Raw genomic sequence first — 24434 nt, forward strand, 5'->3', positions numbered from 1 at the left:
TAACTTCTAAAAGAAAATTTAATTATGTAAGGTGATTAAAGTGATTAGAAGGTTATCTGATCGAAAATGTAGAGTGGGTAGTGTGATGATGAAATGAACATAAAAAAGGTTTCTAAAATGATTACTATCATAATAACAATCAGCCTACTACAAGCATGCAGTTTTTTTGAAGAAAAGGTAGAGTATGAGCCATTTATTAAGGCATTGGATGAAGGTGACATGAAAAAGGTTATGTCTGCAAGTGATGATGGGTATGCTTTTGTGGAACAAAGAGGTATTTATAGTACGTTTGAGCAAAAAGAAGATGGAGAGCATAGTAAGACAATTCGTCAAACTACGGAAGGTGTATATAATACAAAAGATAAAAGTTTATATGGAGAGGCGATACAAACAGTTACGACTGATATAGAAAAAGACAAGGGAAAAAGGACAAATGAGAATTATAAAAAAGAAACTATTTATAGTACTCATGTTAAGTATGAAAATGGACAGGTGAAAAGTTCGGATTCAAATCTAGATGTTTCATACGTAAACTTAATTGTAGATCGTTTAAATGGGATAGGGAAACTAAAAATGAAGCCTGAAGATGATATGAAAAAGTTTGATCAGCCTAATTCAGTGGGATATCGACTAACTGAATCTGAATTTAAAAATATTATTAATAATAAATTAAAGATACAATACGATGAATTTGATGGAGCAACAATCGTATTGTACCTGGATGCCCCAAATAATCCAAAACAAATTTTGCAAATGAGGATAGATATAGATTTTAAAGAAAAGAATGAGGATGGAAAATTAATAGAAAATATGTTCCAAATAATAACGTATTTTAATAGAAAACAGGATAATAACCAAGATGCGAGACAGGAATATTTAAAATACAAGGCGCAGTACAACAAAAGAGATTGTTAAGAGTTGCGATGAAAATAAAAAGGTATAAAATCAGTGACTAAGAAAATTGCATCTTTATTTTGGTAATATACTATAGTTCGGGGAAAGGTGGAGTTAACAAATGTGGAACATAAAAGAAGAAGATTTAGATGAATTTAGAATTACATGTAGACATCGTTTAAGCCCTGAAAGAGCTATGTTGTTTATGTTTGGTGGAATGCTTTATAGTTCGTTATTGATGCTTTTTATTTTTGGAGCATTAATTAGATTTGGCTGGGATTACTATCCGACTCTTTTTGACACAGTAATAGTCAGAATGGAATTGTTGTTATATAGCCTACAAGTAATCTTTTTTATTATATATCTGATCCCTAAGGTACGTTTTAAATTTCAAAAACTCCAGACATTGGTGATATTATTATATGCGTTTCAGTTAGGTACTATAGGTCTTACGGCATTTGTTCTTCCAGGGATGAGTAATTATTCTATTAATTTTATTACGCTTATTTATGTAGGCTTACTAGTATTAGGAGCAATACTTGTTCATGGTGTAACAACAGTTGATACTCTTAAACAAGCAAGTAAAGGTGCATTTAGTATGGGAGAAAGATCTACTTCATTTTTTAATAAGGCAAAGAAAAATATAATGTTTGGTGTGGTAATTTATGTACTAATTCTTCTTGTTTTAATTTATATACAAAATAATTACTCATTGAGCATAATGTTTGGTTACTTTATATTTACGTTCATCATGTACGCGGTAGCCATAGGTGCAGCAGAGTTCCAATTATTAGCCTATTGTAGATTTAAATTTCCATCATTTTATATTTCGTGGGAGGAACATGAAAGGGAACGTCAGAAAAGACTAAAGCTTTATGAAGAGAAGGAAAAAAGAAAACTAAAGAAATAAAATAAGTTTTGGTTTCTGAAAATTCGAATAGAATATATAAACAATTAAGGATTGTATATAAATTAATGCTATTAAAAATTAAAGCATCTTCAATATAATCTGTATGAGTAAATAAATAGCAGTAAGTAAAGGTGAAATGTATTAATTTCCAAAAAGGAACATAATGAACTTAAAAATGCCTAGGGAAATCAACGGGGTGTCAGTATGAAGTTAAAGAAGAAATCTAAGATGATGATAGTTCTGTCAATAGTATCAAGTTTATTAAGTGGATGTGGTTTTGGGGAGACGAAGATAGAGTATGAGAGATTAGTAAAGGCATTGGATGAAGGTGACATGAAAAAGGTTATGTCTGCGAGTGATGATGGATATGCGTATGTGGAACAAAGAGGTATATATAGTACATATGAGCAAAAGGAAGATGGAGAGCATAGAAAAACAATCTATCAAACTTCGGAAGGGATATATAATACGAAAGATAAAAGTTTATATGGAAATACAACACAAGAGGTTACTTCAGCAGTAGACAGCAAAGATAATAAAGAAGAAGTTGTTTATCGTACCAATATTATGTATAAAAATGGACAGGTACAAAGTCCGGAATCGAATCTGGATGTTTCATATGTGAACTTAATTGTAGATCGTTTAAAAGGGATAGGGAAACTAAAGATGAAGCCCGGGGATGATATAAAAAAGTTTGATCAGCCTAGTACTGTTGGATACAAACTAACTGAATTAGAGTTTCAGAGTATCATTAATGATAAGTTGAAAATACAATATGATGAATATGATGGTGGATCAATCGCATTGCATATTGATTCTAAAAATGGTTCAAAGCAGATATTGGAAGTAAGTATCGTAGTGAATTATAAGAAGAGAAATGATGAGGGCAACTTAGTAAAATATATATCACAAATACATACATCTTTTGATAGTCACCAAGGTAATAACCAAGATGCGAAACAGGAATATATTGATTTTAAAGCACAGTATAATAAGAAGCAGTAATATTAAGAAGGGTATTTGCACGTAAAGATAATAGCAACATAAGTGTGATAAATGTTTCATAAATATTTCTATTTGTAGTGGAAAGAATTTGAGTATAAATATGTAGCCCCAATTGCTGGAGTAGATGCAACAATTGGGGCGTGTATCTATCTAAATTTAGCTTGAATACATAACATGTTTTAGTTAGAGTATTGCTCCGCAAGTAGTTTTTCCATCTTCATAATAACGGTGTGAAGTTTTTGTGTAATCGGCTTTTATTGCTAAGTTACAACTATTTCCTCTTATAGAGTACTTCTTATTATCGATACATCGTCCACATCCCGATGTCTTTAAACCCTAGACGTTTATAAATTCGTCCAGCAGCTGGATTGTTATAAAATAAACAAAGTGTTCGGCCTTCTTTCGTAAAGTCTTGAATCATTTTTTGTAATATGAGTGAAGCATATCCATTTCCACGATAATTCGGGTGTGTACATACACCAACTACCATAGCGGATAATGAATTTTCAGCGGAAGTAGAGGTGGATGCGATGATCACGCCGTCTTTTTCAATATAGTATGTGCGTCCTGTATTCGTTTCGATAGCCTGCCTTAATATCTTCTCTGATTCATTAGTAGTCGGAAATTCAGCAATGTCACTTCGTAATTTCATAATTCGTTCTATATCATCGAGTGACGCAAGTTTAATCGTTTCATGAATAGGCGTGTCAGGTAAGTTGTTGTCATTTAGACATTCACAAAAATACATTTCATTTTTGACGCCTAATTGTAGACTTGGAGCAGTTTCAAACTTTTCTACAATAGTTGACTTACCAGAGAGTTTAAGTGGCTTATATGCGGAAAGAAGTGCCTCATAATCAGTGGTAACAAAGTCTTCTTTACTATATGGTATAAATGAATCGTGGAATCGGAGTAAAATTGATTTTAATGTTCCATTCTCTTTAAATACTCCCCATAGTTCTTGAAAATCTGTGTCATAACCGAAAGCTTCAATATCTCCAATAATAAACAAGTTAAGGGCTGCTTCTTCTTTTAGGTAAGTGAATACTTGTTCATGATCTTTCTTTGTTAATTTTCGCATCATAACGAATCGACCTCTTTTTTATTTTTCTAAATATTACAACTTAAGTTTTTTGAAATCAATATAAAATTTTATGTTTAGTTCACAAACTTTCGGAAAAACTAGGAAAGATATGACAAAGGAGGTTATGAACGGTGGATCATCCAATTCAAGGGTTAATGAAAGCAGCAATGGAAAATTTAAAAGAAATGGTTGATGTAAATACGATTGTTGGAGAGCCTGTTCAAACGGCTGACGGTGGTGTGGTGTTAACGGTTTCTAAAGTAGCGTTCGGTTTTGGAGCAGGAGGTTCTGATTTCCAAACGAATGATGGACAAAGAGCGAACGGTAACGCTGCATTTGGTGGCGGTAGCGCGGGTGGTGTTTCGATTACACCAGTAGCATTTCTTGTGGTGAATAAAGATGGAGTAAATATTCTTCATCTACAAAATGCGACACATTTAGCAGAAAAAATGATTGAATTAGCTCCACAAACAATTGATAAAATTCAATCGATGTTCCAAAAAGAAGAAAAGAAAGAGGGAAATCATCATCCTCAAAACCCAGATGAAATCCTTTAAAAACGCCTGCTTATGAGCAGGCGTTTTTTCTTGTAATCACTATGTAATAAAACACATGAAATTGTAAATAGTTTTTGAAGTTTTTTCTATGTTTCTAAAATTTTTCATGTTAAAATATGCTATAGAATTGAAACATATAAAACGAAGGTGGCTAGGTGCTTTGTCTGGAGGATCTGACCAAGTAAAGAATATGATATATATTAATGGTAATCGTCGAGGTCATTGTTTTATTACATCAGGAATTACGTTTAAAGAGTTTGCGAGTAACATCCCTTCACCGCTTCATCAAGTGTTGCTTTTGAAGCACAACTTTGAATGGACGGATTTTCATTATCATACTTTATTTGAATATGTTGAGGAAGAAAATATACATAAGTTAATTCAAGCAGAGATTGATGAATTTGATGAATTTTGTTGGGTAGATTTTGATGATGCAAGCGATTTAGATGAATTAGAGCCGAAAGAAATTGCAGAATTATTATATTTGGCTCACAAAAAAGAACCACTTGCAAGAACATTCTTTCCGCTGTTGAAAAATCGATTTGTTTATTTTTCACATGATGACGGATGGTACAACAAAGTGTATTATCGTAGAATTGCTGATTTTGTAGGAATGTTAAGTAAAGTCATTCCGTATAAACTCGGTGCTTTCGGTAAGAAACGTTTTTCTTTCTTCCAAAAATCAAAAATTTTCCCAGCAATTTCAAAAGAATTGATCATGGGACTGATTCCACTAATGGAAGATGGTCTTTACATAGATCTAGCAGGGAAGATTGAGTCAAGAAGAGGTCTTGAAATTCCGGTATATGTAGTTGGTTCGTATGAAAGTACGGATGAGGTGTTAGATAATATCGATGAATTGAAAGAGGAAGCAACAGAAACAGGTTGGCTCATTTTTGATAAGAAAGAACAAGAGTGGCAATGGGTTGTTGACTAAGAAAACTTGGCGTATGAAGTCAAGTTTTCTTGTCATTTGAAAGGAGTACAAATGAAGAAATATTATACAATTGTGGGTATTATAAGTATTATTCTCGTGGCAATATTACTTATAACTTGTCCGAAAGAATCAGATTTTAAAGTGTATGTAGAGGATAAGTATGCGTTGAATTGTAATGAGAGTAGTTTTGAATGCACGCAAAATGTAGATGGTAAAAAAGAAAAACTACAATTTGAAAGTACAGATGCACGAAATGGTGTATTCTTTATGACTGTAAAGCAAACATTTAAAACAGAAGCTGGTGTTTCAAAAGAATATAGCGGAGTAGGAATGTTTGGTACATTTCTTTTTGTTTCAGAGAAGACTTTCTAGTAATAGAAGGTCTTTTTTTTATGCTTATGTTCATATAGATGAAGTAAGACAAGCATAGGAGGGATAGCGATGAAGAACACATGTATCGTTTGCGGTGGTGAGGAGTTTTTTTCCTCAACGTTATATGCACGAACGAAACAAGATTGGGCATATGCACCAAACATGTATCGATTTGAAAAAGTATTTATTGAGCATCGAGATGAAGAAAATTATCCAGTGTTTCAAGAAATTACAGCGAAACATTGTTGTGGATGCGGTCATATTATGTTGTATCACGAATGAACACACCAAGTATAACTTGGTGTGTTTTTTTAAAACGCTGACAAAGCAAGCGGATAAAGTAAAGTAAATAAAACAGAAAAACTACCAAAACCAATTGCTGTATATCCAAGTGTTCTTGCTCCGAAATTGACAGCTAATAAGCCAACTAAAATTGCTAGGGAGCCGAGCGTAACGGGATAAAAAGCAATGGAGAATAACGAAAGAAATAAAGCGACATAGCCTACCATTGCGCCGGTATTTGTACCTTCTATCTCATTTGCAATTTCTTTACGCTTATGTCTAATTGGAATGCCAGCTGGTGATATTTCAGCAGCATACTCTTCGTTTTTTTCACCACTTTTAAAATGATGATTTCTCTTTCTTCGCATGTACATCCCTCTCTTTCAATTGGGTGTATCTATAGTATCTTTCAAAATGAGAAGAGCATGAGTATGAGTTAAACCCAAGTAAAGCAAAAATTGGAGAATACGCATTCCATCGTTAACATATCCATCTCCTAGTGAAGATAAAGTGTGGGATTTTTTCCACTAGGACTGATTATCAGCCAGCAACAATTGGATTTTTATGAGCAGTTCTCTCCCATTAACTGGTCCGCATCCATTGAATTTTGAGGTAGGTATCTTACTGCAAGCGGGATAAAACAGGAATTTTGGAAAATGATGTAGAATGAAATGAATGATAATACGTGAAGGTAGGGGAATGTATGACGAAATTTAATTGGCATGAATCAGCAGAAAAGAAATGGGATAGTAGTGCAGAGTTTTGGAATCAAAATAGTCAAGAGATGTGGGACAGCGGGAGTAGGAGCACAATTATTCCGTTTTTTGAACAATACGTGAAGAAAGAAGCACTAGTGCTCGATGTTGGTTGTGGTGATGGGTACGGTACATATAAATTAAGTCGCGCAGGCTATAAAGCAGTGGGAGTAGATTTATCGGAAGTGATGATTCAAAAAGGTAAGGAACGCGGAGAAGGACCGAATTTATCTTTTATAAAAGGAGATCTTTCTGCATTACCATTTGAAAATGAGCAATTTGAATCAATTATGGCAATTAATTCTTTAGAATGGACGGAAGAGCCATTACGAGCGTTAAATGAAATAAAGCGTGTGTTAAAGAAAGATGGATATGCATGTATTGCAATTTTAGGACCGACAGCAAAGCCACGAGAGAATAGTTATCCTCGCTTGTACGGAAAAGACGTTGTTTGTAATACAATGATGCCTTGGGAATTTGAACAGTTAGCGAAAGAACAAGGTTTTAAAGTTGTAGATGGCATCGGCGTATATAAGCGCGGAGTAAACGAGAAGATGTTAGGTCAACTACCTACAGAGTTGCAACAATCGTTAACATTCTTATGGGTATTTATGTTAAAAAACGTATAAAGAAATGAAAGAATTTTTAGGAGGTAAATAAGTGCAGAAAATACAAAAAACTGATACAATATCATCAGAACCAATTAAAGGGGGACTAGGGTATATGACAACTACTACAACAGTGAAATCCGATATTGAAATCGCACAAGAAGCGAGTATGAAGAAGATTCAAGAAATTGCAGCTGATTTAAATATTTTAGAAGATGAATTAGAGCCATACGGGCATTATAAAGGTAAGTTATCTCTTGATATTTTTAAGCGCTTACAAGATGAGAAAGACGGTAAAGTTGTTTTAGTAACAGCAATTAACCCAACTCCAGCTGGAGAAGGTAAATCAACAGTAACAGTTGGTTTAGGTCAAGCTTTTAACAAAATTGGTAAGAAAACAGTAATTGCACTTCGTGAACCATCTCTTGGACCGACGATGGGATTAAAAGGTGGAGCAGCAGGTGGCGGTTTTTCACAAGTCGTACCAATGGAAGACATTAACCTTCACTTTACTGGAGATATCCATGCGATCACAACTGCCAATAACGCATTAGCAGCGTTTATTGATAATCATATCCAACAAGGAAACACACTTGGAATTGATACGCGTAAAATCGTTTGGAAACGCTGCGTTGACTTAAATGATCGTGCCCTTCGTAACGTAGTAATTGGTCTTGGTGGACCTGTACAAGGTGTACCACGTGAAGACGGTTTTGACATTACAGTAGCATCTGAAATTATGGCCGTGTTCTGCCTTGCAACAGATATTCAAGACTTAAAAGCACGTTTATCTCGCATCGTAGTTGCCTATAACTTTGCAAATCAACCTGTAACGGTTAAAGATTTAGGTGTAGAAGGTGCGTTAACACTATTATTAAAAGACGCATTAAAGCCGAACTTAGTACAAACGTTAGAAAATACACCAGCTATCATTCATGGCGGACCATTTGCGAATATCGCTCACGGTTGTAACAGTGTTATCGCTACAACAATGGCAGCAAAATTAGGTGATTATGTTATTACAGAAGCTGGATTCGGTGCTGATTTAGGCGCTGAGAAGTTTTTAGATATTAAAGCTCGTGCAGCTGGCATTAAACCAGAAGCAGTTGTTATTGTTGCGACGATTCGTGCGCTTAAAATGCATGGCGGCGTTGCAAAAGATCAATTAAAAGAAGAAAATGTAGATGCATTAGCAAAAGGTATGGAAAACTTACAGAAGCATGTTGAAACAATTCAAAGCTTCGGTGTGCCTTTCGTAATTGCAATTAATAAATTCATTACAGATACAGATGCAGAAGTTACATACTTACAAGAGTGGTGTAATGAGCGTGGCTATGCAGTATCCTTAACAGAAGTTTGGGAGAAAGGTGGCCAAGGCGGAGTTGACCTTGCTGAAAAAGTACTAAAAGAAATCGAAAAAGGTGAAAACAACTACGCACCACTTTATGAATTAGAATTACCCTTAGAAGAAAAAATTCGTACAATTGCTCAAAAAGTATATGGCGCAAAAGATATTGAATTTGCTCCGAAAGCACGTAAGCAATTAGCTCAATATGAAGGAGAAGGTTGGAGTAACCTACCAGTTTGTATGGCGAAAACACAATACTCTCTTTCTGACGATGCAACAAAATTAGGTCGTCCATCTGACTTTATCGTTACAATTCGTGAGTTAAAACCATCTATCGGTGCAGGCTTTATCGTTGCGTTAACAGGTACAATGTTAACAATGCCAGGTCTTCCAAAACAACCAGCAGCACTTCAAATGGATGTAAATGAAGATGGAAAAGCAGTAGGTTTATTCTAAAAGGTTGTAATTCATCTCGTTTATCTGTAAACTATATATACATCAAGTGGCGCCTTTCCATCGAAAGGCGCCTGTTTTTTGGAGGAAATTATGTTTGATCCAACTGCTTTTGACAATTTAAAAGTAATCGTAGAAGGTGCTGTGTATGATTTTGATCTACATGGAGATATTCTTGTAACAGATCGAAAAGATATGATGGATCTTGCTTCATTAAGTCGTATATGTCATATCTCATTTCAATTAACAGAACCGTTTGAACCATTAGTAGAAGCAACATTTTCATTATCTGTGGATGCAAAGAACTTGTCTGGTGAAATACTAGAAGTGCCTCAGTTTACACCAGGTTGTGAAATGAAGCTAGCATTTTCATTCCCGTTAGAACAACCAGAAGTAAAATGCGAAGAAATTGAAACATTAATGCGTTCTATATGGGGAAAAGAAAGAATGATTATGCAGAAAGTTTCATACGAATATAATAAGCAAGCGATTTCATATCATAATAAGGTAGAGGTTCTATTTCAAAAAGCGATTACAGAAGACCATGTTGATGATTTAATAGCTGTTATTTCACACATGATAGAAACGGTGCGAACAATACAGCATTTTCTTCAAAAATAGAGATAAAGGAGAAAAACAAATGATAAAAGATATGCAACCATTTTTACAACAAGCTTGGGAGAAGGCTGGTTTTAAAGAGTTAACTGAAATTCAAAAACAAGCGATTCCAACTATTTTAGAAGGACAAGACGTTATAGCTGAATCTCCAACTGGAACAGGAAAAACATTAGCGTACTTATTACCACTTTTACATAAAATTAATCCTGAAGTAAAACAGCCACAAGTTGTTGTTTTAGCGCCAACACGTGAACTTGTAATGCAAATTCATGAAGAGGTTCAAAAGTTTACAGCAGGAACTGAAATTTCAGGTGCATCTTTAATTGGTGGTGCAGATATTAAGCGCCAAGTTGAAAAATTAAAGAAACACCCAAGAGTAATTGTCGGTTCACCAGGCCGTATTTTAGAATTAATTCGTATGAAAAAGCTAAAAATGCATGAAGTAAAAACAATTGTATTTGATGAGTTTGATCAAATTGTAAAGCAAAAAATGATGGGCGCAGTGCAAGATGTAATTAAATCAACGATGCGCGATCGTCAATTAGTATTCTTCTCGGCGACAATGACAAAAGCGGCAGAAGATGCGGCACGTGATTTAGCAGTGGAACCACAATTAGTACGTGTAACACGTGCAGAATCAAAAAGCTTAGTTGAGCATACGTATATCATTTGTGAGCGACGCGAAAAAAATGATTACGTAAGAAGAATTATGCATATGGGCGATGTAAAAGCAGTTGCTTTCTTAAACGACCCATTCCGTTTAGATGAAATTACTGAGAAATTGAAATTCCGTAAAATGAAAGCAGCGGCTCTTCATGCAGAAGCAAGTAAACAAGAGCGTGAAGCGACAATGCGTGCTTTCCGCGGAGGGAAATTAGAAATTCTACTTGCTACTGATATTGCAGCGCGCGGTATCGATATTGACGATTTAACACACGTAATTCACCTAGAATTACCAGACACAGTAGACCAATATATTCACCGCTCAGGACGTACTGGACGTATGGGCAAAGAAGGAACTGTCGTATCTCTTGTAACTCCACAAGAAGAGCGCAAATTACTGCAATTTGCGAAAAAACTAGGCATCGTATTTACGAAGCAAGAAATGTTCAAAGGATCATTTGTAGAAACGAAACCGAAAGCACCAAAGAAAAAGAAACCAGCATTTACTGGGAAGAAAAAGCCTAGATAAATGATGGAGAAGGCGTAACTATTTGTAGTTACGTCTTTTTTGTTTGTAAACAAGTGATAATGGGAATTGTATTAGTGTTTTTAATGTGCCTATCATATATATGCTTCTACTGGGAGTATCGAAAAAAGGGTAGTTTATTTATTTGGTTTATACGAGGAAATAATATAAAAAAGTCGAATATTAAAATGATGCGAAATAATAAAAAGAAGGTACATATATGGATAGGAAATTAGGAATGTTTTTGAATACAAAATATATTGAAGTAAACGAAGGAATAAAAAAGGCGAGAGAATGGGGGTTAGAATATATTCAATTATATGCTATGAATAAAAACTTTAACTTAGCTAATATTCCAATGGCAGAGTGGAATGCTTTAAAGAAAAGCGTATCTTTTAATGGAATAAAGATTCCATCATTAGCAATTAGTTTTGGAGAAAATGGAATTATGGGAATAGAAGCTGAGAGTGCAATAGATCAGTTTAAATATATTACTGACAGAGGTTTGGAGCTTGGGGCAAAGATCATAACAGCTCATATTGGGAAAGTTCCAGATGATAAAAAAGTGCCTACTATGATAAAATGCTACGTGTTTGTAATGAAATAGGGGACTTAGCGTTCAGATTTGGAGGATTCTTCGCCATTGAGACGGGATCTGAAAAAGCAATAGTATTAAAACGATTTTTAGAAACTGCAAACTCGAAAGGACTAGCTGTTAACTTTGACCCAGCAAATTTAATAAGTGATGTAAATGAAAATCCGGGAGAAGGTTTATTACTATTAAAAGATTATATAGTACAAACTCATATTAAAGATTGTAAAGAAGTGAAAAGTGATCGTTCAACTAAGTATATAGAAGTCGCAGCAGGAAATGGTGAAGTGGATTTCGATATATTTTTCAAAGTATTAGATGAAATTGGATTCGATGGATATAACATGATTGAAAGAAATGATTATTTTGATGAACTGGATGGGATGAGTCAGTCGATAAATTTTGCAAAGAAGTACATACCAACTCAAAAGGAATAACGATAGTATTTGTAGAAAGCTACATAGAATATAAAAACCATTAGGGGGAAATGTAATGATCCATAAAGTAGGACAAATTATGTTATATGTAAATAATCAAGATGAGGCAGTAAATTTTTGGACGGAGAAGGTAGGGTTTCATGTAGTTGCAGAAGAAGATAATAAGCAAGGAATGAGATGGATTGAAATCGCTCCGAAAAGCGGTGCGGAAACGAGCATTATATTACATAATAAAGAAGTTATTTCGAAAATGAGCCCAGAATTGAATCTTGGTACACCGTCCCTAATGTTCTTCTCAGAAAATCTTGATCAACTATATACAGATTTAACAAATAAAAATGTTACTGTTGGAGAAATGGTAACCATGCCTTCTGGTAAAGTGTTTAACTTTGCTGATAGCGAAGGGAATTATTTTGCGGTTATGGAGAAGAACCAATAATAATATTGCTATGTGAAAATCCCCCTCAAATATATTTGAGGGGGATTAAATTTTTGAAGTGGATTTTTCATTAGAGAGTTGTTTAATAAAAAATACTCCTTTTTCAATAGCTGTCTCAATATAGCCAACGATTTGGTCAAACGTAAATACTTGTAAGTCTTCATGCAAATGTTGCTTTGGATACAACATATCTTCAAAAAGATACTTTCGAAAAGCTAAAACGTTTTCTTTAGAAACCTCTTCAATATCCACAATGTGAGCCTCTTGATTGAGAAGAGAGAAAAGCTGTTGTTCTTGATCGTAATGATGAAGCAACTTTGCATTTAACAATTTAAAATCGTTATAGTACAGGGGTGCGATAGTTTCGTCATTCTCTATTCTATTTTTTAGCCAAGGTAGAAAAAATCCACTTAGCCAATTATCATCGGCAATGAGGTGGGTATAATAGCCTAAAATAAATGGGGAATCTATATGTGATTCATATTTATGAAAAAATGAATCATAATCTATTCTTCTCGTATAGTTCTTCGTTGTACCGGCATAAAAATGTGAGGTTCCTTTTTCTTTTTTTGAATGAACAGCATCAGGGGCTACAGCTCCAAGTAAGAAAGAAGTCTTATCGTGAATTGATAGTTTCTCAGCAATACCACTAGCGATAATAACATGCATAATTCGTGATCCCATGAATGCCACCTCTGTTTCCAGTATTCATTTCAGGAAGAGGACTAAACAGTTAGTATTACTTTCCCTGTACTTTTTCTACTTTCGACCCATTCATGTGCTTTCCCTGCATTTTGAAGTGGAAAAGATTTCGTAGCCTTAATTTGTAAACGTCCGTCACGCAAATAACGGAAAACTTCATCTGCAGTTTCTTGGAGCAGTTCAGGACGCTTTTTTCGTGTGGTTCCAAAGCTAAAACCGAGTATAGAGCGGCAACTTGCATGTAAATCTTTCGTTTGAAAGTTACCAATTTCACCGCTAGCATTACCGAAATGAACGAGGCGACCGTAATAAGCAAGGCAGTTTAAACTTCTTTCAGAAACCGTTCCAGAAATAGAGTCTAAAATTACATCAACCCCTTCACCATTTGTCAGTTCATTGACTTTCTCTACAAAATCTTCATCTTGATGACAAATAACATAATCAGCTCCAGCATCTAAAGCAATTTCTTTTTTTGCTTCACTTCCGACAGTGCCTATAACTGTTCCAGCCTCTAATAGTTTAGCAAGTTGAATAGCAGTAGTGCCAATTCCGCCAGCAGCCGCATGAATGAGTACAGATTCACCTTGTTGAAGCCTTGCAACATTTGCGAGTAAATTATAGCTTGTAAAAGATACGATTGGACAAGCGGCTGCAGTTTGAAAGTCAACTTCATGGGGTAATACGAAAGTAAGATTTTCATTTGCAACAACGTATTCTGCGTAAGATCCATTTTGAGGAAAAGCAATGACACGTTGTCCAGGGTGAATATTTTTCACATGAGAACCGACACGTTCTACAATACCAGTGGCATCTATACCTGGAATAAAAGGTAGTGCTTTATTTCCTTTTTTACCATAACGTGATTTAATATCAGCGAAATTTACACTAGTAGCAACAACGCGAATTAAAACTTGATCTTCTGAAATAGCCGGTATATCCAAATCTGTATATTTCATCACTTCAGGACCACCGAACGACGTTACAACGATAGCTTTCATCATATATCCCCCTAAATTTGACTATATAAATTATTTTAAATCTTTATCAGAAATTGGAAAATTATATAATAGTTATGTGTGGTTATAAGTGAAGCTTATGAACTCAATGAATCATAATATTAATTTATATAAAAAAACTTTAAAAAAATCGAACGAAATATGAATTACCTGCCAATATATAGTGTAAGACAAAGGAGGGCTGGAATATGAAGGGTGAAATAGATTACGCACATTTAATCCAATTAACTTTATCAGGAAATAAAGAAGCATATAGCAAGTTGTATGATAAAACGATTCAAGAAGTATATAAAACAGCACATTTTTTAATAGAGGATAAAACGGATGTAGATGATGTCGTTCAAGAAATATACATACAACTATATGAATCGCTTCGTAAGTATGATAGCGAGAAGCCATTTCGTCCTTGGCTAATTGGACTTGCGATTAAACAAATTCACTCTTATAGAAGAAAGAGGTGGATGCGACTACGAATTATAAAAAAGCAGAAGAGCAAAGAAAGTCAGTGCAAATTGATTTTTCTAACGATGTTGTAAGTAAAATATCAAACCAAAAACTAATTGAACTCATTCATAAATTACCGTATAAATTGAAACAAGTTATTATCTTAAGATACTTACACGATTATTCACAAGAAGAAGTAGCACAAATATTACATATTCCAATTGGTACTGTGAAATCTAGAATTCACGCAGCATTAAAGAAACTACGTCAAAAAGAGCAAGTAGAAGAAATCTTTTTAGGAGAGGTAGGGAATGTGAAATGAGTTTAGATTGTAGAGTTAGAGAATCTATACAAGAAGAAGCAAAGGGAATTGTTGCCCCGCCGGAGTTAAAAGAAAAAGTAATTGTTCAGATTAAAATGAATCGCGGAGGGAACAAAAGGAAGAAGCGTCTTATTGCAGGAGTGCTTGCGGCAGCATTTTTAATCCCGACGACTGGTTTTGCGTATCAATCTATTATGGCGGATGGTATATACGGATCTTTCGAGAATTTAAAAAAACATGCCGGAACGATGACATTAGAGGCGTATATGCGTTTTAGTGCAAAATTATCAGAGGCGAAAGATGAAATGGGTACGAAGGAATATGAAGAGTTTACAAAAGAACTAAAAAAATTAACAAATGCAAAACTTACGTACGGAGATTCGAACGGTAATATTGATTATGATCAATTATCACCAGCAAAAAGAGAAGAAATGAAAAAGGTAAGTATGGGTCTTCAGCCATACTTTGATAAATTAAATGGTCATAAGTCTAGTAAAGAAGTATTAACACAAAAAGAGTTTGACCGTTATGTGGAAGCTTTAATGACATATGAAATCGTACAAGTGAAGACAAAATCAACTGGTGGGATGAAAGTAGAAGAAGTACCTGAGGCGTACAAAGAAAGATTTATTCAAGCGGAGCAGTTTATGGAGTATGTAGATGAAAAGGTGAGATAAGTAAAAAGCTCAATGCTTTAGCTTTGAGCTTTTTTATTAAAACAAAAAAAGAGTGTTCAATTATATTTTTTCATATTTGCAGTATCTTTTTGTATAAAACAATCTAAAAGTGAATAACCAGCTATTAAACTAATTATCGTAACAAAAGTTGTATTTATTAGAATAATATTAACTAAATAAGGTAGGTATTCTGCAAGTGGTGAAAAGAGTAGTGCTGGGGAAAAGGAAATGAATAGTGTAGGCACTGTAATAGCAATAAATTTATCCGGTTGAAAGCTCCAGTTTTGTTTACTTGTTTCGCGATTAATAGATTGAAGGAATCGTAATAAAATGCCAACTATAAGAGGGAAGAGTGTAAAGTAGAATAATCTTGGATAAACGTTAAAGTTCACTTGCGTGTCTGTATCTAAATAAAATTGAATTTTTACTCCTACAAATAATAATAAGACGATAAATAATGTAAAGCAGAGGTATAGCATCACTTTTTGCATTATATTCCACCATCCTTTACTCAAAATATATTCAAAAAAAGAAGAGATATACAATAACTACTGTTGTATATCTCTTCTTTTACTGTTAGTTAATAGTGGAGTTTGCTTTTTCTTGCTTCGTGAAATAATCAATAATGCCCATTGCACTAATTTCTATATCTAGATGTAAAATATTATAAACGGAATGATCTGATGGAACGTTTAACTTTGTAAGATGAGAAGAGATTTTATCCATTAACAAAGTTTGTAAAGCTTTAGTAGCTTCATCGAAATCATTATACTTTTCAAAGACTTCCTTACCAGTCTGAACGAAAATAGGTAGCCAATATTCCAGTTGATTGTATACTTCTGTAACATGAGAGGATGCGCCGTAATGACCGAAATAAATAGTATCTACATCCATACTTTGAATATGATTTTTAGAAGCAATCATCGCATCTGGTTGAAATTGTGAAGGGGACGTTGATGGTAGATACAGTTCTACACCAACGTTTGCGAGTTCTCTATAATAAATTCCAATTGTATCACCAGTGAAAATCCCGTTTGTTAATGAATCGTGAATGCTAATATGGTGCTTAGCATGCCCCGGTGTATCGTAAAATGTAAGGATACGTTCTTCGGCAATTTTTAACGTATCACCATGTTGTACAATACGAACACGTTCTTCTTCTATAGGAAGAATTGGATCAAATAGTTTATCAAAATCTTCTTTGTATACAGCTTTTGCACCTAAAATGAGTTTTGTTGGGTCAATCATATGACGAGCACCGCGAGAATGCACATATAAAGTAGCATTTGGGCACTTTTCCATCATTAAACCAGCAGCCCCTGCGTGATCTAAATGAACGTGTGTAACGATAATGTTTTTAACTGCGTTTAAATCAATATGTAATTGTTGTAAGCCTTCTAAAATATACGGAAGAGAAGGGGCTGCACAAGTTTCAATTAAAGTAATATCGTCACCTAATAAAACGTACGTACCAGTTCGTTCATTATGTTGTAAATCGAAATCATCAATCAGATATAGGTGAGAAGATAATTGCTCTACTTTTTTCATATTTACCACTCCTTATATACTGCATGTTTCTATTATACGCTAAAATAGAAAAAAGGCAGAAAACGAAGCTCGTCTTCTGCCTTTTTGTAATATTATTATTTCGTTTGTTGTTTATTAATAGACATAATGAACAGTCCAACAATCCCGCCTACTAATGGAAGCATAATTTCTCCTGCTAAATTAAAGTAGGAGCTTAAGAATAAACCATTTACATCGATTACCCAGCCAGTAACATACAATAACATCATATATAGTACGAAATAAAACTCGCGATTTGAAATCGTTTCATGTTGTGCAGTTTTCATAATGGACACCATCCTTTTCTTTTATAATGGAATATAAACTGTCACATTTTGTTCACATTTCAATTGTAAAACTTTCCATCATAAAAGTCTAGTAGTATGTGTCGAATTTTGAACGGAAATAAAGCGTTATCATTATATCTTATAAGTACGTAATAAGAGATGTATATTCACGAATGTAGTATAGTATAAACATAGAATGATAGTGAAGAGAGGGGCAAAGACAATGACAGTTTATGATTTTTCAGCTAAAACAATTACCGGTGAAGAAAAATCGTTAAAAGATTACGAAGGAAAAGCACTTCTTATTGTAAATGTAGCTAGTAAATGTGGTTTCACACCGCAATATAAAGGATTACAAGAGGTGTATGATAAATATAAAGACCAAGGACTTGAAATACTTGGATTCCCTTGTAACCAATTTGGAGGACAAGAACCAGGTACAGAAGCGGATATTACTAGTTTTTGTGAATTAAACTACGGTGTAAACTTCCCAATGTTTGCAAAGGTTGATGTGAAAGGTGATAAGGCTCATCCTTTATATACATACATGACAGAACAAGCACCAGGTTTACTCGGTATGAAAGCAGTGAAATGGAATTTTACGAAGTTTTTAATTGGAAAAGACGGGAAAGTAGTAGGGCGTTTTGCGCCACAGACGAAGCCGGTAGATTTAGAGGTTGAGATTGAGAAGGTACTTGGAGAATAATTAGGAGTTTCACTTTATTAAAAAACGTCTCAAAGAACAATGTAGTTCTTTGAGACGTTTTCTTTAAACTTACATTTTCAAGATTAAATTACTGTATCAAAGCCATCTGATTTAGGTAGAGAAGCTGCTTTTTTCATAAGCACTTCCCATAAGTGTACGGATTTCTTCCATTCTGCTGCAGCCTGCCCCTGTTTATACATAGCGTTCTCATAACTGGCAGTAAGTTGTTGCATATCGGCCGAGTTGTAAAGTGTATCGATATGGAGAGCGTATTCTCGGAATGTTTGACTTTCACCCCGTGGTATGCCAATTCTTGCAAATTGTTTTAAAAGTGCACCGTAAGCTTTTTGATAAACAGCATCATTTTTTCGGTATTTATAGAAATGAATAATAAGAAATGTCCTCCATATCATTCTAGTGGTGAAGAGAATGTATCCCATAATACTAATTAGTATCGTAGAGAGGAATACGTACCACCAAGAAAAACTAGTTTGAGAATTTGTGACCTTTTTAGTAGAAGCTTCTTCTGTATTTTTTATTAAACTTTTAAGTTTTGCTTCATTATTTCGTTGTTGTATTTGCGTGTTATTAGAATTATTTGCTTCGCTATTTTGTGAAATAGGAGCAGGCGTATTATTTATAAAATTATAGGGATTAGTAAATCCTTTTGTTGGTTCGAATGGAATCCATCCGTATCCTGGGAAATATACTTCGACCCAAGAGTGTGCGTTATCGTTCGTGATTGTATAAACATCCTCACCTTCTGCAGAGGCAAGTGTATTGTCAAGAGTTCCTTCTGTATAGCCTTTTACCCAGCGAGCAGGAATCCCGGCAGAACGAAGTAGTACAATCATAGACGTCGAAAAATTATTACAGTAGCCGCTTTTTGTATCGAAAAGGAATTGATCTACATAATCTTGGCTTTTGGCAGGGAATAAGACATTCGTTGATTCGTATGTAAAAGAGTTGTCTGTAAAGTAATTTTCAATAGCTAATACTTTATCATATCGGTTGTCTTTATCATTTGTAAGATTGACAGCCAAGTCTTTTACGCGCTGTGGTAATGACTTGGGAAGTTGTGTGTACTTTGTCATAAAATAAGGATTTGTTTCTTGACCTTCATTTGTTTTTACAGCTTTCAAGTTTTCTATGGAAAACTCAGGGATCTCATATGTTACTTTATACGAATGTAAAGTAGTAGAAGAGTCTCCATTCATTGTATAAATTTTTTCTGAAAACGGGTCAACACTGTATGATACATCAGAAGCAGCCTCAACTGATACTAATCCTGCTGGATAGGTAAGGTGAGGATAACTTTTTTGCATGGTAATTGTTGCCTCAGTCGTTTTCATTTTTGTATTTTGTTCGTACCAGCTTACGACGTCGTTTTTATTTTTAAAAGAAATCTTTTTCGGATTTTCAGAAATTTCCCAGCCTTTTCCTGTATAAAAATCTTTTGTTTCTACTCTCCAATATTGTTTGTTTTGCGTTCGTGCTGTGAAAACAACTGTAGGATCTGCCTTAAAAGGACCGCCTAATCGCGAGTCATCTAAACCATACCCAATTGTAGAAATTTTTTGTTCTTTACTTGCTTCAGATGTGTTGAATTTTAAAAAATCCATTGGGTTTGGCCATTGAGGGCCAAATTTTGGAGCAAAGTATGCAATGGTTGCTAATAATACGATAAATATTGTAAGTGGTCTAAGTAATTTTGAGATTTCTCTAGCATAATTTTGTAAGTGTTCACGTTCTTTTATTCGTTCTACTTGAAGAAGACTAAGCATAAAAAAGCCGATGACAACAGTACGAATAATAGCGTAGTTTGCATTGTATAAATGTAAGTTATGAAAAGTTGCGATATAAATAATAGTCAATACAAGGAATAGAAACCCACGTTTTTTATGAATAATCCAAAATGAAGTGAAAGAACTCAAAAACCAAAATGAGAGAAAAAATAAAAACGTCGGAAAAACTGGAGAAATATCTAGTAAATTCCCTTGGAAAAACAGGGAGGAATTTCGAAACATATCAGAAAAGAATGTTGTTAGCCAAGATGGATTTATAAAAGCATTTTTATAATATAGGGAATGAATGATAAATAAGACTGTGACAATTTTTATAGGAATCTGCCACCTCGTTTGAAAAAAAGAGAGAGCGAAGCAAATTCCTATAAATGTTACGAAAATATCTAATCTACCTACATTTGTAATACCTATAAGAGGTCTTAGCCATTCTAGTAAAAGAAGAAATACACATGCATGCATGAAGAATCTGTTCGTATCCCACTTGTATTTTGCTTGTAATATCATCATTTGTTCACCTCAAAAAACACGTTTGTATACCGGTTTTCATAAACCGTGTTTACAAATATTTGTCGTTTTTTTAGAGTTTCTAGTATACTGAGTTCTCGGTGTGAAAGTTGATTCGCTTTTTCTTTCACGACAAAAACCATACATTTTCTATTTCTTATAGCAGCACAATCAGCCGCCTTTTGAATATCGGGAGAAAGATTACTGGTCACGAGTATAACCGTGACGGGCTCATAAATTTTTCTTAGTTCCATGTCTACACTCTGGGAGAGCGGGAATACACTGTCTGCTTGTACTTTTGCTAAATGACAAAGGATTTGTTGTAACTGCGTATCTCCATTGTCTAAAGGGAAAATAGTTTGTTCTTTTCCGATAGACACGAATGATGCTGGTGAATTTTGTTTCAAGACAGCCCTTACGATAGAGGCAGTAAATGTGACGACTGATTCGAATAGAGGAGACTCGGTTCTGTCTATGAATATCATGATATTATGGCTGCGCTGTTGTTCAAACTCTTTTGTCATAATATTGTTTGTTCGTGCAGTTGCTTTCCAATCGATCCATGAAAAGCGATCGCCAGGTTTATAGTCTCTGACACCGACCGAGATTGTAGAGTCTTTTGCTGAATTTATATTTGCTGAAAGCGCTCCTTGTTCGAAATGATTTTCCAATTGTCGATACGCTATATCTACATACTGGGGATAGACTAAAAATGTATTTGGAACTGAAAAAGTTACTTCTTTCTCCATCATGCCGAATAAATCGCCAGTTTTGACACGAACGCTTGAAAAAGTGTGCTCGCCTCTAGGGATTGTGTCAATAACATATTGAAACGAAATATTTCGTTTCAATCCTGGGAAGAGTGCTACCTTATTCATCTTTATTTGTTTACAACTTATAAATTGTGGTGGCAGTTCATCTTCTATAACTAAATAAAGTAAGGGAAAAGGAAATTTTCTTTTTATTGTAATCGTGCTTACAAATTGTTCTCCTACTACATATCCATTTTGGTTTGTTATTCGCTTTACTTCAGCGTCCCGTAAAGCGTAGAAGGGGAGTAGTAGTGAATAAAGAGCAATGGGAATTATGCTGTAAAATAAAAACCAACTGACAAACCCTCCTTGAAACATAGCGTACACAAATGTTAAGACTAGGCATAAAGGGAGTAGCAATAACTTCATAACGTGATATAGCGCTCGCAGCATTCGTTTCATCAAGGGTTCATCGCCCTTTGAGTAGGCACGGTAGTTCGTGCAACGATTTTTGCGATAACTTGTTCGCCAGTTATTCCTTCAAATTTTGCTTCCATTTTTAGAATGAGCCTATGCGCTAAAACGTAAGGAGCTAAAAGTTTAACATCGTCTGGAATAACATAATTTCTGCCATGGATAAATGCATAAGCTTGTGAAGCTTTCATTAAAGCAATTGAGCCACGTGGACTTGCACCTAGCTGTATAGAACTGTACGTACGAGTCTGATTAACAAGCTTTACAATGTAATGCTTAATTGCTTTGTCCATACTTACTACCCGTACGCTTTGTTGTAAATAAAGTAATTCTTCTATTGTAGTAATGGTCTGTAATTGAGAGAGTGGATTTGTTTTTTCCATCCGGTTTAAAATTTCAAATTCTTCTTCTGGTGTAGGATATCCCATTTTTAGTTTCAATAAGAAACGATCGAGCTGAGCTTCTGGTAGAGAATATGTTCCTTCATATTCGACCGGATTTTGTGTAGCCATGACAAAGAACGGCTTTGGTAAAGGTCTTGTAATACCATCTATTGTAATATTGCCTTCTTCCATACATTCAAGTAAAGCAGATTGTGTCTTTGGAGATGTACGATTAATTTCATCAGCAAGTACAAAATTCCCCATAATTGGTCCAGGCTTGAACTCAAATTGGAGCTCTTTCGGATTATAAATAGAAACTCCTGTTACATCTGACGGCAATAAATCAGGTGTAAATTGAATTCGCTTATAATCAGCATCAATGGATTTAGAAAGAGCACGTACTAGCATTGTTTTCCCGACACCAGGAACATCTTCTAATAGCACATGACCTTCAGCTAAGAGAGCTGTCAAAACTAAGATGGTTTCTTTTCGTTTTCCGACCATTATTTTTTCAATATTATTGATTATTTTTTCTACAGTGGGATGTAATGAATCAAGCTGGGGCATCGTAATCCTCCTAATGTTATTATCGTTTTCTAATCTATTTAGTGGACATATTTCTAATTCTATTTGTAGATAGTAAAACTTCCAACTTTAATTCTGAGAATATTCAGATTATTTATTTTGATTATATCTAGTATAATTGTTTCCGTAACTAAGGGCAATACAGTAAATAATGATTTGTAGTTTTATGTAAAATATATCTTGATATAAACTATTGTTGTGGGTAAAACATATAGGAAGGGAAGGAAAGATTGTCCTCAATGAGCAAAATAAATAGCGTAGGAAACCCTACGCGTAAAGTTTGGAACATATATTAATATGCCTTGTGATTAAAATGTATATGAATAAAAAATAAAGTCGACTTCACATGAAGAGGTCAGCTATTTAAATTATTACACTCTTTTATTTTTTATCTTTCTTATATTCTTTTCGTTTATTTAACCAAATATGAATTAATTCTACCAATTCCATTGTTTCAATCTCACAATATTCTCCTTTACCATCTTCGGCTAAATTGTCTAACACAGTAGTTGTGTCGTTCCGAATTTCTAAACCACAAATATTGCCATTTACTACTACATAATTTTTTTCTCCGTTTAAAACATTATGTATGTCTTCTAAAATCCAATCTCCAAAAGCTGTAACTTCAATTCCTAAAAAAGTTTCAACAAGTTTAATTTCTTGAGGAAGTCTCATAACTAAATCACTACTGTTAAGCACTTCAAAACTATATGGATATTTCATGACTATTTTACTCCTTTATTTCTGGCTTTAGTGACTCTATTTACTTCTCTATTAATCTCATAAGCTCTATTAAGGTAATAAATTCTTATACTATCATCACTATTTTCCTACTTAAATTATAGTAAAAGTAGATTATTATTAAACTTATCTATCCAATATTTCTCTGATGTAGGTATGAATTCAGTGAAATCTTCATATGTACCACTCCAATCTTTTGGTACATAGTTTTCGTAGGATGCCGGTTCTGGAAACATTGAATATAGTATTTTATTATCAAAGTTAATTAATAAGATTGGACTAAAATCTAATAGATCTTCTCCTGCATTTTTCCTTTTAATATTTTCAAGTAGTAAATAATTTAATTCTTCTTTAGTTGTTTTATATTGATTAATCCTTACTAAAAATACTTCTACATTTTCATGATCTAATACTTTTATTCCATTTCTTTCTTCCGTTTCGTCATTATCTTCAATGCTTATACCTAAATTTTTATATGCATTATCTAATTTATTATAATCTAAAAACCATAGTTCTTTATCTGTTACATACCATTTAAACTCATTTTTATATATGACGGCTACTATAATGTTTTCTGCGTAAAGCGGTTCTAATTTCATAATATACTCCTTGTATTATTATCTTAAAATCCTGCCATTCTTGTTGTATTCTTCTATTGATTCAATCCAAGTTGCTGACAATTCATATGGATTTCCTGGCGTTTTTTGTTCAACTATTTTCAGGATAGTTGCCCTTGATATGGTGGATTTAAAGTATTGTATTTTCATTTATTAACTCATTTAACGATTTAGGTATATTAAATTTAACTACTCCCAAATTACTGTCTCTATTATATAAGAAATTTTTTGCAAGCTCATTATTATCTGTACTTCATCTTAAACTTTGCTAGAAGCAAGGAAGTAATTTAACAGTCAGTGAAGGATGTGAGCCCTCCACACTGATTAGATGTTCACTTTTTTATATTTTTTCCGGAATTTTTGACAATCTCTT

The 24434-nt window shown here is 34.1% G+C and carries 26 protein-coding genes and 2 pseudogenes; 16 read left to right on the plus strand and 12 right to left on the minus strand.

The window, feature by feature from the left end; translation table 11 throughout:
• The first annotated feature begins 117 nt into the window (after window positions 1-117).
• The 3 genes from ACTFRY_RS14490 (at window position 118) to ACTFRY_RS14500 (ending at window position 2809) form a co-directional block, all read left to right on the plus strand.
• Window positions 118-915 carry a DUF3952 domain-containing protein gene (locus tag ACTFRY_RS14490; RefSeq protein ID WP_415483719.1) on the plus strand — a complete coding sequence of 266 codons (798 nt, stop codon included), beginning with the start codon at window positions 118-120 and terminating at the stop codon, window positions 913-915.
• 100 nt (window positions 916-1015) lie between these two features.
• Window positions 1016-1804, plus strand: coding sequence for a hypothetical protein (locus ACTFRY_RS14495; protein WP_098616368.1), 789 nt, complete (start codon window positions 1016-1018; stop codon window positions 1802-1804).
• Between the two features lie 204 nt (window positions 1805-2008).
• The gene (locus ACTFRY_RS14500; RefSeq protein ID WP_098616367.1) at window positions 2009-2809 is read left to right on the plus strand and encodes a DUF3952 domain-containing protein; all 801 of its coding nucleotides are present in this window, start codon (window positions 2009-2011) and stop codon (window positions 2807-2809) included.
• A 298-nt stretch (window positions 2810-3107) separates the two neighbouring features.
• Here ACTFRY_RS14500 and ACTFRY_RS14505 read toward each other — a convergent pair whose 3' ends face one another.
• Window positions 3108-3893, minus strand: coding sequence for a GNAT family N-acetyltransferase (locus tag ACTFRY_RS14505; protein WP_000984782.1), 786 nt, complete (start codon window positions 3891-3893; stop codon window positions 3108-3110).
• Window positions 3894-4024: 131 nt separating this feature from the next.
• On the opposite strand from ACTFRY_RS14505, the gene ytfJ reads away from it, so the two are divergent.
• The 4 genes from ytfJ (at window position 4025) to ACTFRY_RS14525 (ending at window position 6041) form a co-directional block, all read left to right on the plus strand.
• The gene (gene ytfJ, locus ACTFRY_RS14510; RefSeq protein WP_000349986.1) at window positions 4025-4450 is read left to right on the plus strand and encodes a GerW family sporulation protein; all 426 of its coding nucleotides are present in this window, start codon (window positions 4025-4027) and stop codon (window positions 4448-4450) included.
• Window positions 4451-4610: 160 nt separating this feature from the next.
• On the plus strand, window positions 4611-5387 hold the full coding sequence (locus ACTFRY_RS14515; RefSeq protein WP_000014087.1) for an oxalate:formate antiporter: 777 nt from the start codon (window positions 4611-4613) through the stop codon (window positions 5385-5387).
• 51 nt (window positions 5388-5438) lie between these two features.
• Window positions 5439-5759, plus strand: coding sequence for a hypothetical protein (locus ACTFRY_RS14520; protein ID WP_000761171.1), 321 nt, complete (start codon window positions 5439-5441; stop codon window positions 5757-5759).
• A 69-nt stretch (window positions 5760-5828) separates the two neighbouring features.
• Window positions 5829-6041 (plus strand): hypothetical protein, encoded by a 213-nt coding sequence (locus ACTFRY_RS14525; protein WP_000798747.1) that lies wholly within the window; start codon window positions 5829-5831, stop codon window positions 6039-6041.
• Window positions 6042-6070: 29 nt separating this feature from the next.
• Here ACTFRY_RS14525 and ACTFRY_RS14530 read toward each other — a convergent pair whose 3' ends face one another.
• The gene (locus ACTFRY_RS14530; RefSeq protein ID WP_001253201.1) at window positions 6071-6409 is read right to left on the minus strand and encodes a hypothetical protein; all 339 of its coding nucleotides are present in this window, start codon (window positions 6407-6409) and stop codon (window positions 6071-6073) included.
• Window positions 6410-6744: 335 nt separating this feature from the next.
• Here ACTFRY_RS14530 and ACTFRY_RS14535 point away from each other — a divergent pair, with 335 nt between their 5' ends.
• From ACTFRY_RS14535 to ACTFRY_RS14560, 6 genes and pseudogenes are all read left to right on the plus strand, one after another.
• The gene (locus ACTFRY_RS14535) at window positions 6745-7425 is read left to right on the plus strand and encodes a class I SAM-dependent methyltransferase (protein ID WP_000160041.1); all 681 of its coding nucleotides are present in this window, start codon (window positions 6745-6747) and stop codon (window positions 7423-7425) included.
• 94 nt (window positions 7426-7519) lie between these two features.
• Complete coding sequence (locus ACTFRY_RS14540) at window positions 7520-9208, plus strand: formate--tetrahydrofolate ligase (protein WP_014482011.1); 1689 nt, start codon at window positions 7520-7522, stop codon at window positions 9206-9208.
• A 90-nt stretch (window positions 9209-9298) separates the two neighbouring features.
• A complete protein-coding gene (locus tag ACTFRY_RS14545) occupies window positions 9299-9826 on the plus strand; it encodes a hypothetical protein (RefSeq protein ID WP_141541459.1) in 528 nt (175 codons plus the stop codon).
• Window positions 9827-9845: 19 nt separating this feature from the next.
• Window positions 9846-11015, plus strand: a complete 1170-nt coding sequence (locus ACTFRY_RS14550) for a DEAD/DEAH box helicase (protein ID WP_000588613.1) — start codon at window positions 9846-9848, stop codon at window positions 11013-11015.
• Window positions 11016-11232: 217 nt separating this feature from the next.
• Window positions 11233-12041, plus strand: a pseudogene (locus ACTFRY_RS14555) (sugar phosphate isomerase/epimerase family protein).
• 55 nt (window positions 12042-12096) lie between these two features.
• Window positions 12097-12480 carry a VOC family protein gene (locus tag ACTFRY_RS14560; protein WP_000581467.1) on the plus strand — a complete coding sequence of 128 codons (384 nt, stop codon included), beginning with the start codon at window positions 12097-12099 and terminating at the stop codon, window positions 12478-12480.
• Window positions 12481-12525: 45 nt separating this feature from the next.
• On the opposite strand, the gene ACTFRY_RS14565 is transcribed toward ACTFRY_RS14560, so the two are convergent.
• Window positions 12526-13164 (minus strand): zinc dependent phospholipase C family protein, encoded by a 639-nt coding sequence (locus ACTFRY_RS14565; protein ID WP_000535630.1) that lies wholly within the window; start codon window positions 13162-13164, stop codon window positions 12526-12528.
• 41 nt (window positions 13165-13205) lie between these two features.
• Window positions 13206-14180 carry a quinone oxidoreductase family protein gene (locus ACTFRY_RS14570; RefSeq protein WP_098616363.1) on the minus strand — a complete coding sequence of 325 codons (975 nt, stop codon included), beginning with the start codon at window positions 14178-14180 and terminating at the stop codon, window positions 13206-13208.
• A 206-nt stretch (window positions 14181-14386) separates the two neighbouring features.
• Between ACTFRY_RS14570 and ACTFRY_RS14575 the strand changes: the two are divergent.
• Window positions 14387-14964, plus strand: a pseudogene (locus ACTFRY_RS14575) (sigma-70 family RNA polymerase sigma factor).
• Entirely contained in the window at window positions 14961-15641 is a 681-nt protein-coding gene (locus ACTFRY_RS14580) for a DUF3600 domain-containing protein (protein WP_098616362.1), read from the plus strand. Before ACTFRY_RS14575 ends, ACTFRY_RS14580 begins: the two are co-directional and overlap by 4 nt.
• 56 nt (window positions 15642-15697) lie before the next feature.
• Here the strand turns inward: ACTFRY_RS14580 and ACTFRY_RS14585 are convergent, their stop codons facing one another.
• The 3 genes from ACTFRY_RS14585 to ACTFRY_RS14595 all read right to left on the minus strand — a co-directional run bounded on the left by ACTFRY_RS14585 (window position 15698) and on the right by ACTFRY_RS14595 (window position 17494).
• Window positions 15698-16132, minus strand: a complete 435-nt coding sequence (locus tag ACTFRY_RS14585) for a hypothetical protein (protein ID WP_001174544.1) — start codon at window positions 16130-16132, stop codon at window positions 15698-15700.
• An 85-nt stretch (window positions 16133-16217) separates the two neighbouring features.
• Complete coding sequence (locus tag ACTFRY_RS14590) at window positions 16218-17189, minus strand: MBL fold metallo-hydrolase (protein WP_097856344.1); 972 nt, start codon at window positions 17187-17189, stop codon at window positions 16218-16220.
• A gap of 95 nt (window positions 17190-17284) precedes the next feature.
• Window positions 17285-17494: a DUF3925 domain-containing protein gene (locus tag ACTFRY_RS14595; RefSeq protein WP_000844984.1), complete on the minus strand. Its 210-nt coding sequence runs from the start codon at window positions 17492-17494 to the stop codon at window positions 17285-17287.
• Between the two features lie 223 nt (window positions 17495-17717).
• Between ACTFRY_RS14595 and bsaA the strand changes: the two genes are divergently transcribed.
• Window positions 17718-18200, plus strand: coding sequence for a glutathione peroxidase (bsaA, locus tag ACTFRY_RS14600; RefSeq protein WP_000219434.1), 483 nt, complete (start codon window positions 17718-17720; stop codon window positions 18198-18200).
• Window positions 18201-18283: 83 nt separating this feature from the next.
• On the opposite strand, the gene ACTFRY_RS14605 is transcribed toward bsaA, so the two are convergent.
• The 5 genes from ACTFRY_RS14605 to ACTFRY_RS14625 all read right to left on the minus strand — a co-directional run bounded on the left by ACTFRY_RS14605 (window position 18284) and on the right by ACTFRY_RS14625 (window position 24043).
• Window positions 18284-20512, minus strand: a complete 2229-nt coding sequence (locus ACTFRY_RS14605) for a transglutaminase TgpA family protein (protein ID WP_033682820.1) — start codon at window positions 20510-20512, stop codon at window positions 18284-18286.
• Window positions 20509-21723: a DUF58 domain-containing protein gene (locus ACTFRY_RS14610; RefSeq protein WP_098616361.1), complete on the minus strand. Its 1215-nt coding sequence runs from the start codon at window positions 21721-21723 to the stop codon at window positions 20509-20511. The genes ACTFRY_RS14605 and ACTFRY_RS14610 overlap by 4 nt, the downstream gene beginning before the upstream one ends.
• Entirely contained in the window at window positions 21723-22685 is a 963-nt protein-coding gene (locus ACTFRY_RS14615) for an AAA family ATPase (protein ID WP_047386026.1), read from the minus strand. The genes ACTFRY_RS14610 and ACTFRY_RS14615 overlap by 1 nt, the downstream gene beginning before the upstream one ends.
• A 399-nt stretch (window positions 22686-23084) precedes the next feature.
• Complete coding sequence (locus ACTFRY_RS14620) at window positions 23085-23426, minus strand: hypothetical protein (protein ID WP_098616360.1); 342 nt, start codon at window positions 23424-23426, stop codon at window positions 23085-23087.
• Window positions 23427-23542: 116 nt separating this feature from the next.
• Window positions 23543-24043 (minus strand): hypothetical protein, encoded by a 501-nt coding sequence (locus ACTFRY_RS14625; protein WP_440032354.1) that lies wholly within the window; start codon window positions 24041-24043, stop codon window positions 23543-23545.
• Window positions 24044-24434: the final 391 nt, after the last annotated feature.

Origin of the sequence: Bacillus cereus group sp. MYBK195-1, from assembly GCF_051916605.1 — a bacterium.
GTDB lineage: Bacteria > Bacillota > Bacilli > Bacillales > Bacillaceae_G > Bacillus_A > Bacillus_A cereus.

What these genes read in the sequence shown, in the direction of transcription:
- ACTFRY_RS14625 (WP_440032354.1), bottom strand. Translation starts at nt 24,043, where the DNA reads ATGAAATTAGAACCGCTTTACGCAGAAAACATTATAGTAGCCGTCATA.
- ACTFRY_RS14530 (WP_001253201.1), bottom strand. Translation starts at nt 6,409, where the DNA reads ATGCGAAGAAAGAGAAATCATCATTTTAAAAGTGGTGAAAAAAACGAA.
- ACTFRY_RS14525 (WP_000798747.1), top strand. Translation starts at nt 5,829, where the DNA reads ATGAAGAACACATGTATCGTTTGCGGTGGTGAGGAGTTTTTTTCCTCA.
- ACTFRY_RS14490 (WP_415483719.1), top strand. Translation starts at nt 118, where the DNA reads ATGATTACTATCATAATAACAATCAGCCTACTACAAGCATGCAGTTTT.
- ACTFRY_RS14580 (WP_098616362.1), top strand. Translation starts at nt 14,961, where the DNA reads ATGAGTTTAGATTGTAGAGTTAGAGAATCTATACAAGAAGAAGCAAAG.
- bsaA (WP_000219434.1), top strand. Translation starts at nt 17,718, where the DNA reads ATGACAGTTTATGATTTTTCAGCTAAAACAATTACCGGTGAAGAAAAA.
- ACTFRY_RS14585 (WP_001174544.1), bottom strand. Translation starts at nt 16,132, where the DNA reads ATGCAAAAAGTGATGCTATACCTCTGCTTTACATTATTTATCGTCTTA.
- ACTFRY_RS14610 (WP_098616361.1), bottom strand. Translation starts at nt 21,723, where the DNA reads ATGAAACGAATGCTGCGAGCGCTATATCACGTTATGAAGTTATTGCTA.
- ACTFRY_RS14595 (WP_000844984.1), bottom strand. Translation starts at nt 17,494, where the DNA reads ATGAAAACTGCACAACATGAAACGATTTCAAATCGCGAGTTTTATTTC.
- ACTFRY_RS14520 (WP_000761171.1), top strand. Translation starts at nt 5,439, where the DNA reads ATGAAGAAATATTATACAATTGTGGGTATTATAAGTATTATTCTCGTG.
- ACTFRY_RS14495 (WP_098616368.1), top strand. Translation starts at nt 1,016, where the DNA reads ATGTGGAACATAAAAGAAGAAGATTTAGATGAATTTAGAATTACATGT.
- ACTFRY_RS14570 (WP_098616363.1), bottom strand. Translation starts at nt 14,180, where the DNA reads ATGAAAGCTATCGTTGTAACGTCGTTCGGTGGTCCTGAAGTGATGAAA.
- ACTFRY_RS14615 (WP_047386026.1), bottom strand. Translation starts at nt 22,685, where the DNA reads ATGCCCCAGCTTGATTCATTACATCCCACTGTAGAAAAAATAATCAAT.
- ACTFRY_RS14505 (WP_000984782.1), bottom strand. Translation starts at nt 3,893, where the DNA reads ATGATGCGAAAATTAACAAAGAAAGATCATGAACAAGTATTCACTTAC.
- ACTFRY_RS14540 (WP_014482011.1), top strand. Translation starts at nt 7,520, where the DNA reads ATGACAACTACTACAACAGTGAAATCCGATATTGAAATCGCACAAGAA.
- ACTFRY_RS14620 (WP_098616360.1), bottom strand. Translation starts at nt 23,426, where the DNA reads ATGAAATATCCATATAGTTTTGAAGTGCTTAACAGTAGTGATTTAGTT.
- ACTFRY_RS14565 (WP_000535630.1), bottom strand. Translation starts at nt 13,164, where the DNA reads ATGGGATCACGAATTATGCATGTTATTATCGCTAGTGGTATTGCTGAG.
- ACTFRY_RS14535 (WP_000160041.1), top strand. Translation starts at nt 6,745, where the DNA reads ATGACGAAATTTAATTGGCATGAATCAGCAGAAAAGAAATGGGATAGT.
- ACTFRY_RS14605 (WP_033682820.1), bottom strand. Translation starts at nt 20,512, where the DNA reads ATGATGATATTACAAGCAAAATACAAGTGGGATACGAACAGATTCTTC.
- ACTFRY_RS14560 (WP_000581467.1), top strand. Translation starts at nt 12,097, where the DNA reads ATGATCCATAAAGTAGGACAAATTATGTTATATGTAAATAATCAAGAT.
- ACTFRY_RS14550 (WP_000588613.1), top strand. Translation starts at nt 9,846, where the DNA reads ATGATAAAAGATATGCAACCATTTTTACAACAAGCTTGGGAGAAGGCT.
- ACTFRY_RS14500 (WP_098616367.1), top strand. Translation starts at nt 2,009, where the DNA reads ATGAAGTTAAAGAAGAAATCTAAGATGATGATAGTTCTGTCAATAGTA.
- ACTFRY_RS14545 (WP_141541459.1), top strand. Translation starts at nt 9,299, where the DNA reads ATGTTTGATCCAACTGCTTTTGACAATTTAAAAGTAATCGTAGAAGGT.
- ACTFRY_RS14590 (WP_097856344.1), bottom strand. Translation starts at nt 17,189, where the DNA reads ATGAAAAAAGTAGAGCAATTATCTTCTCACCTATATCTGATTGATGAT.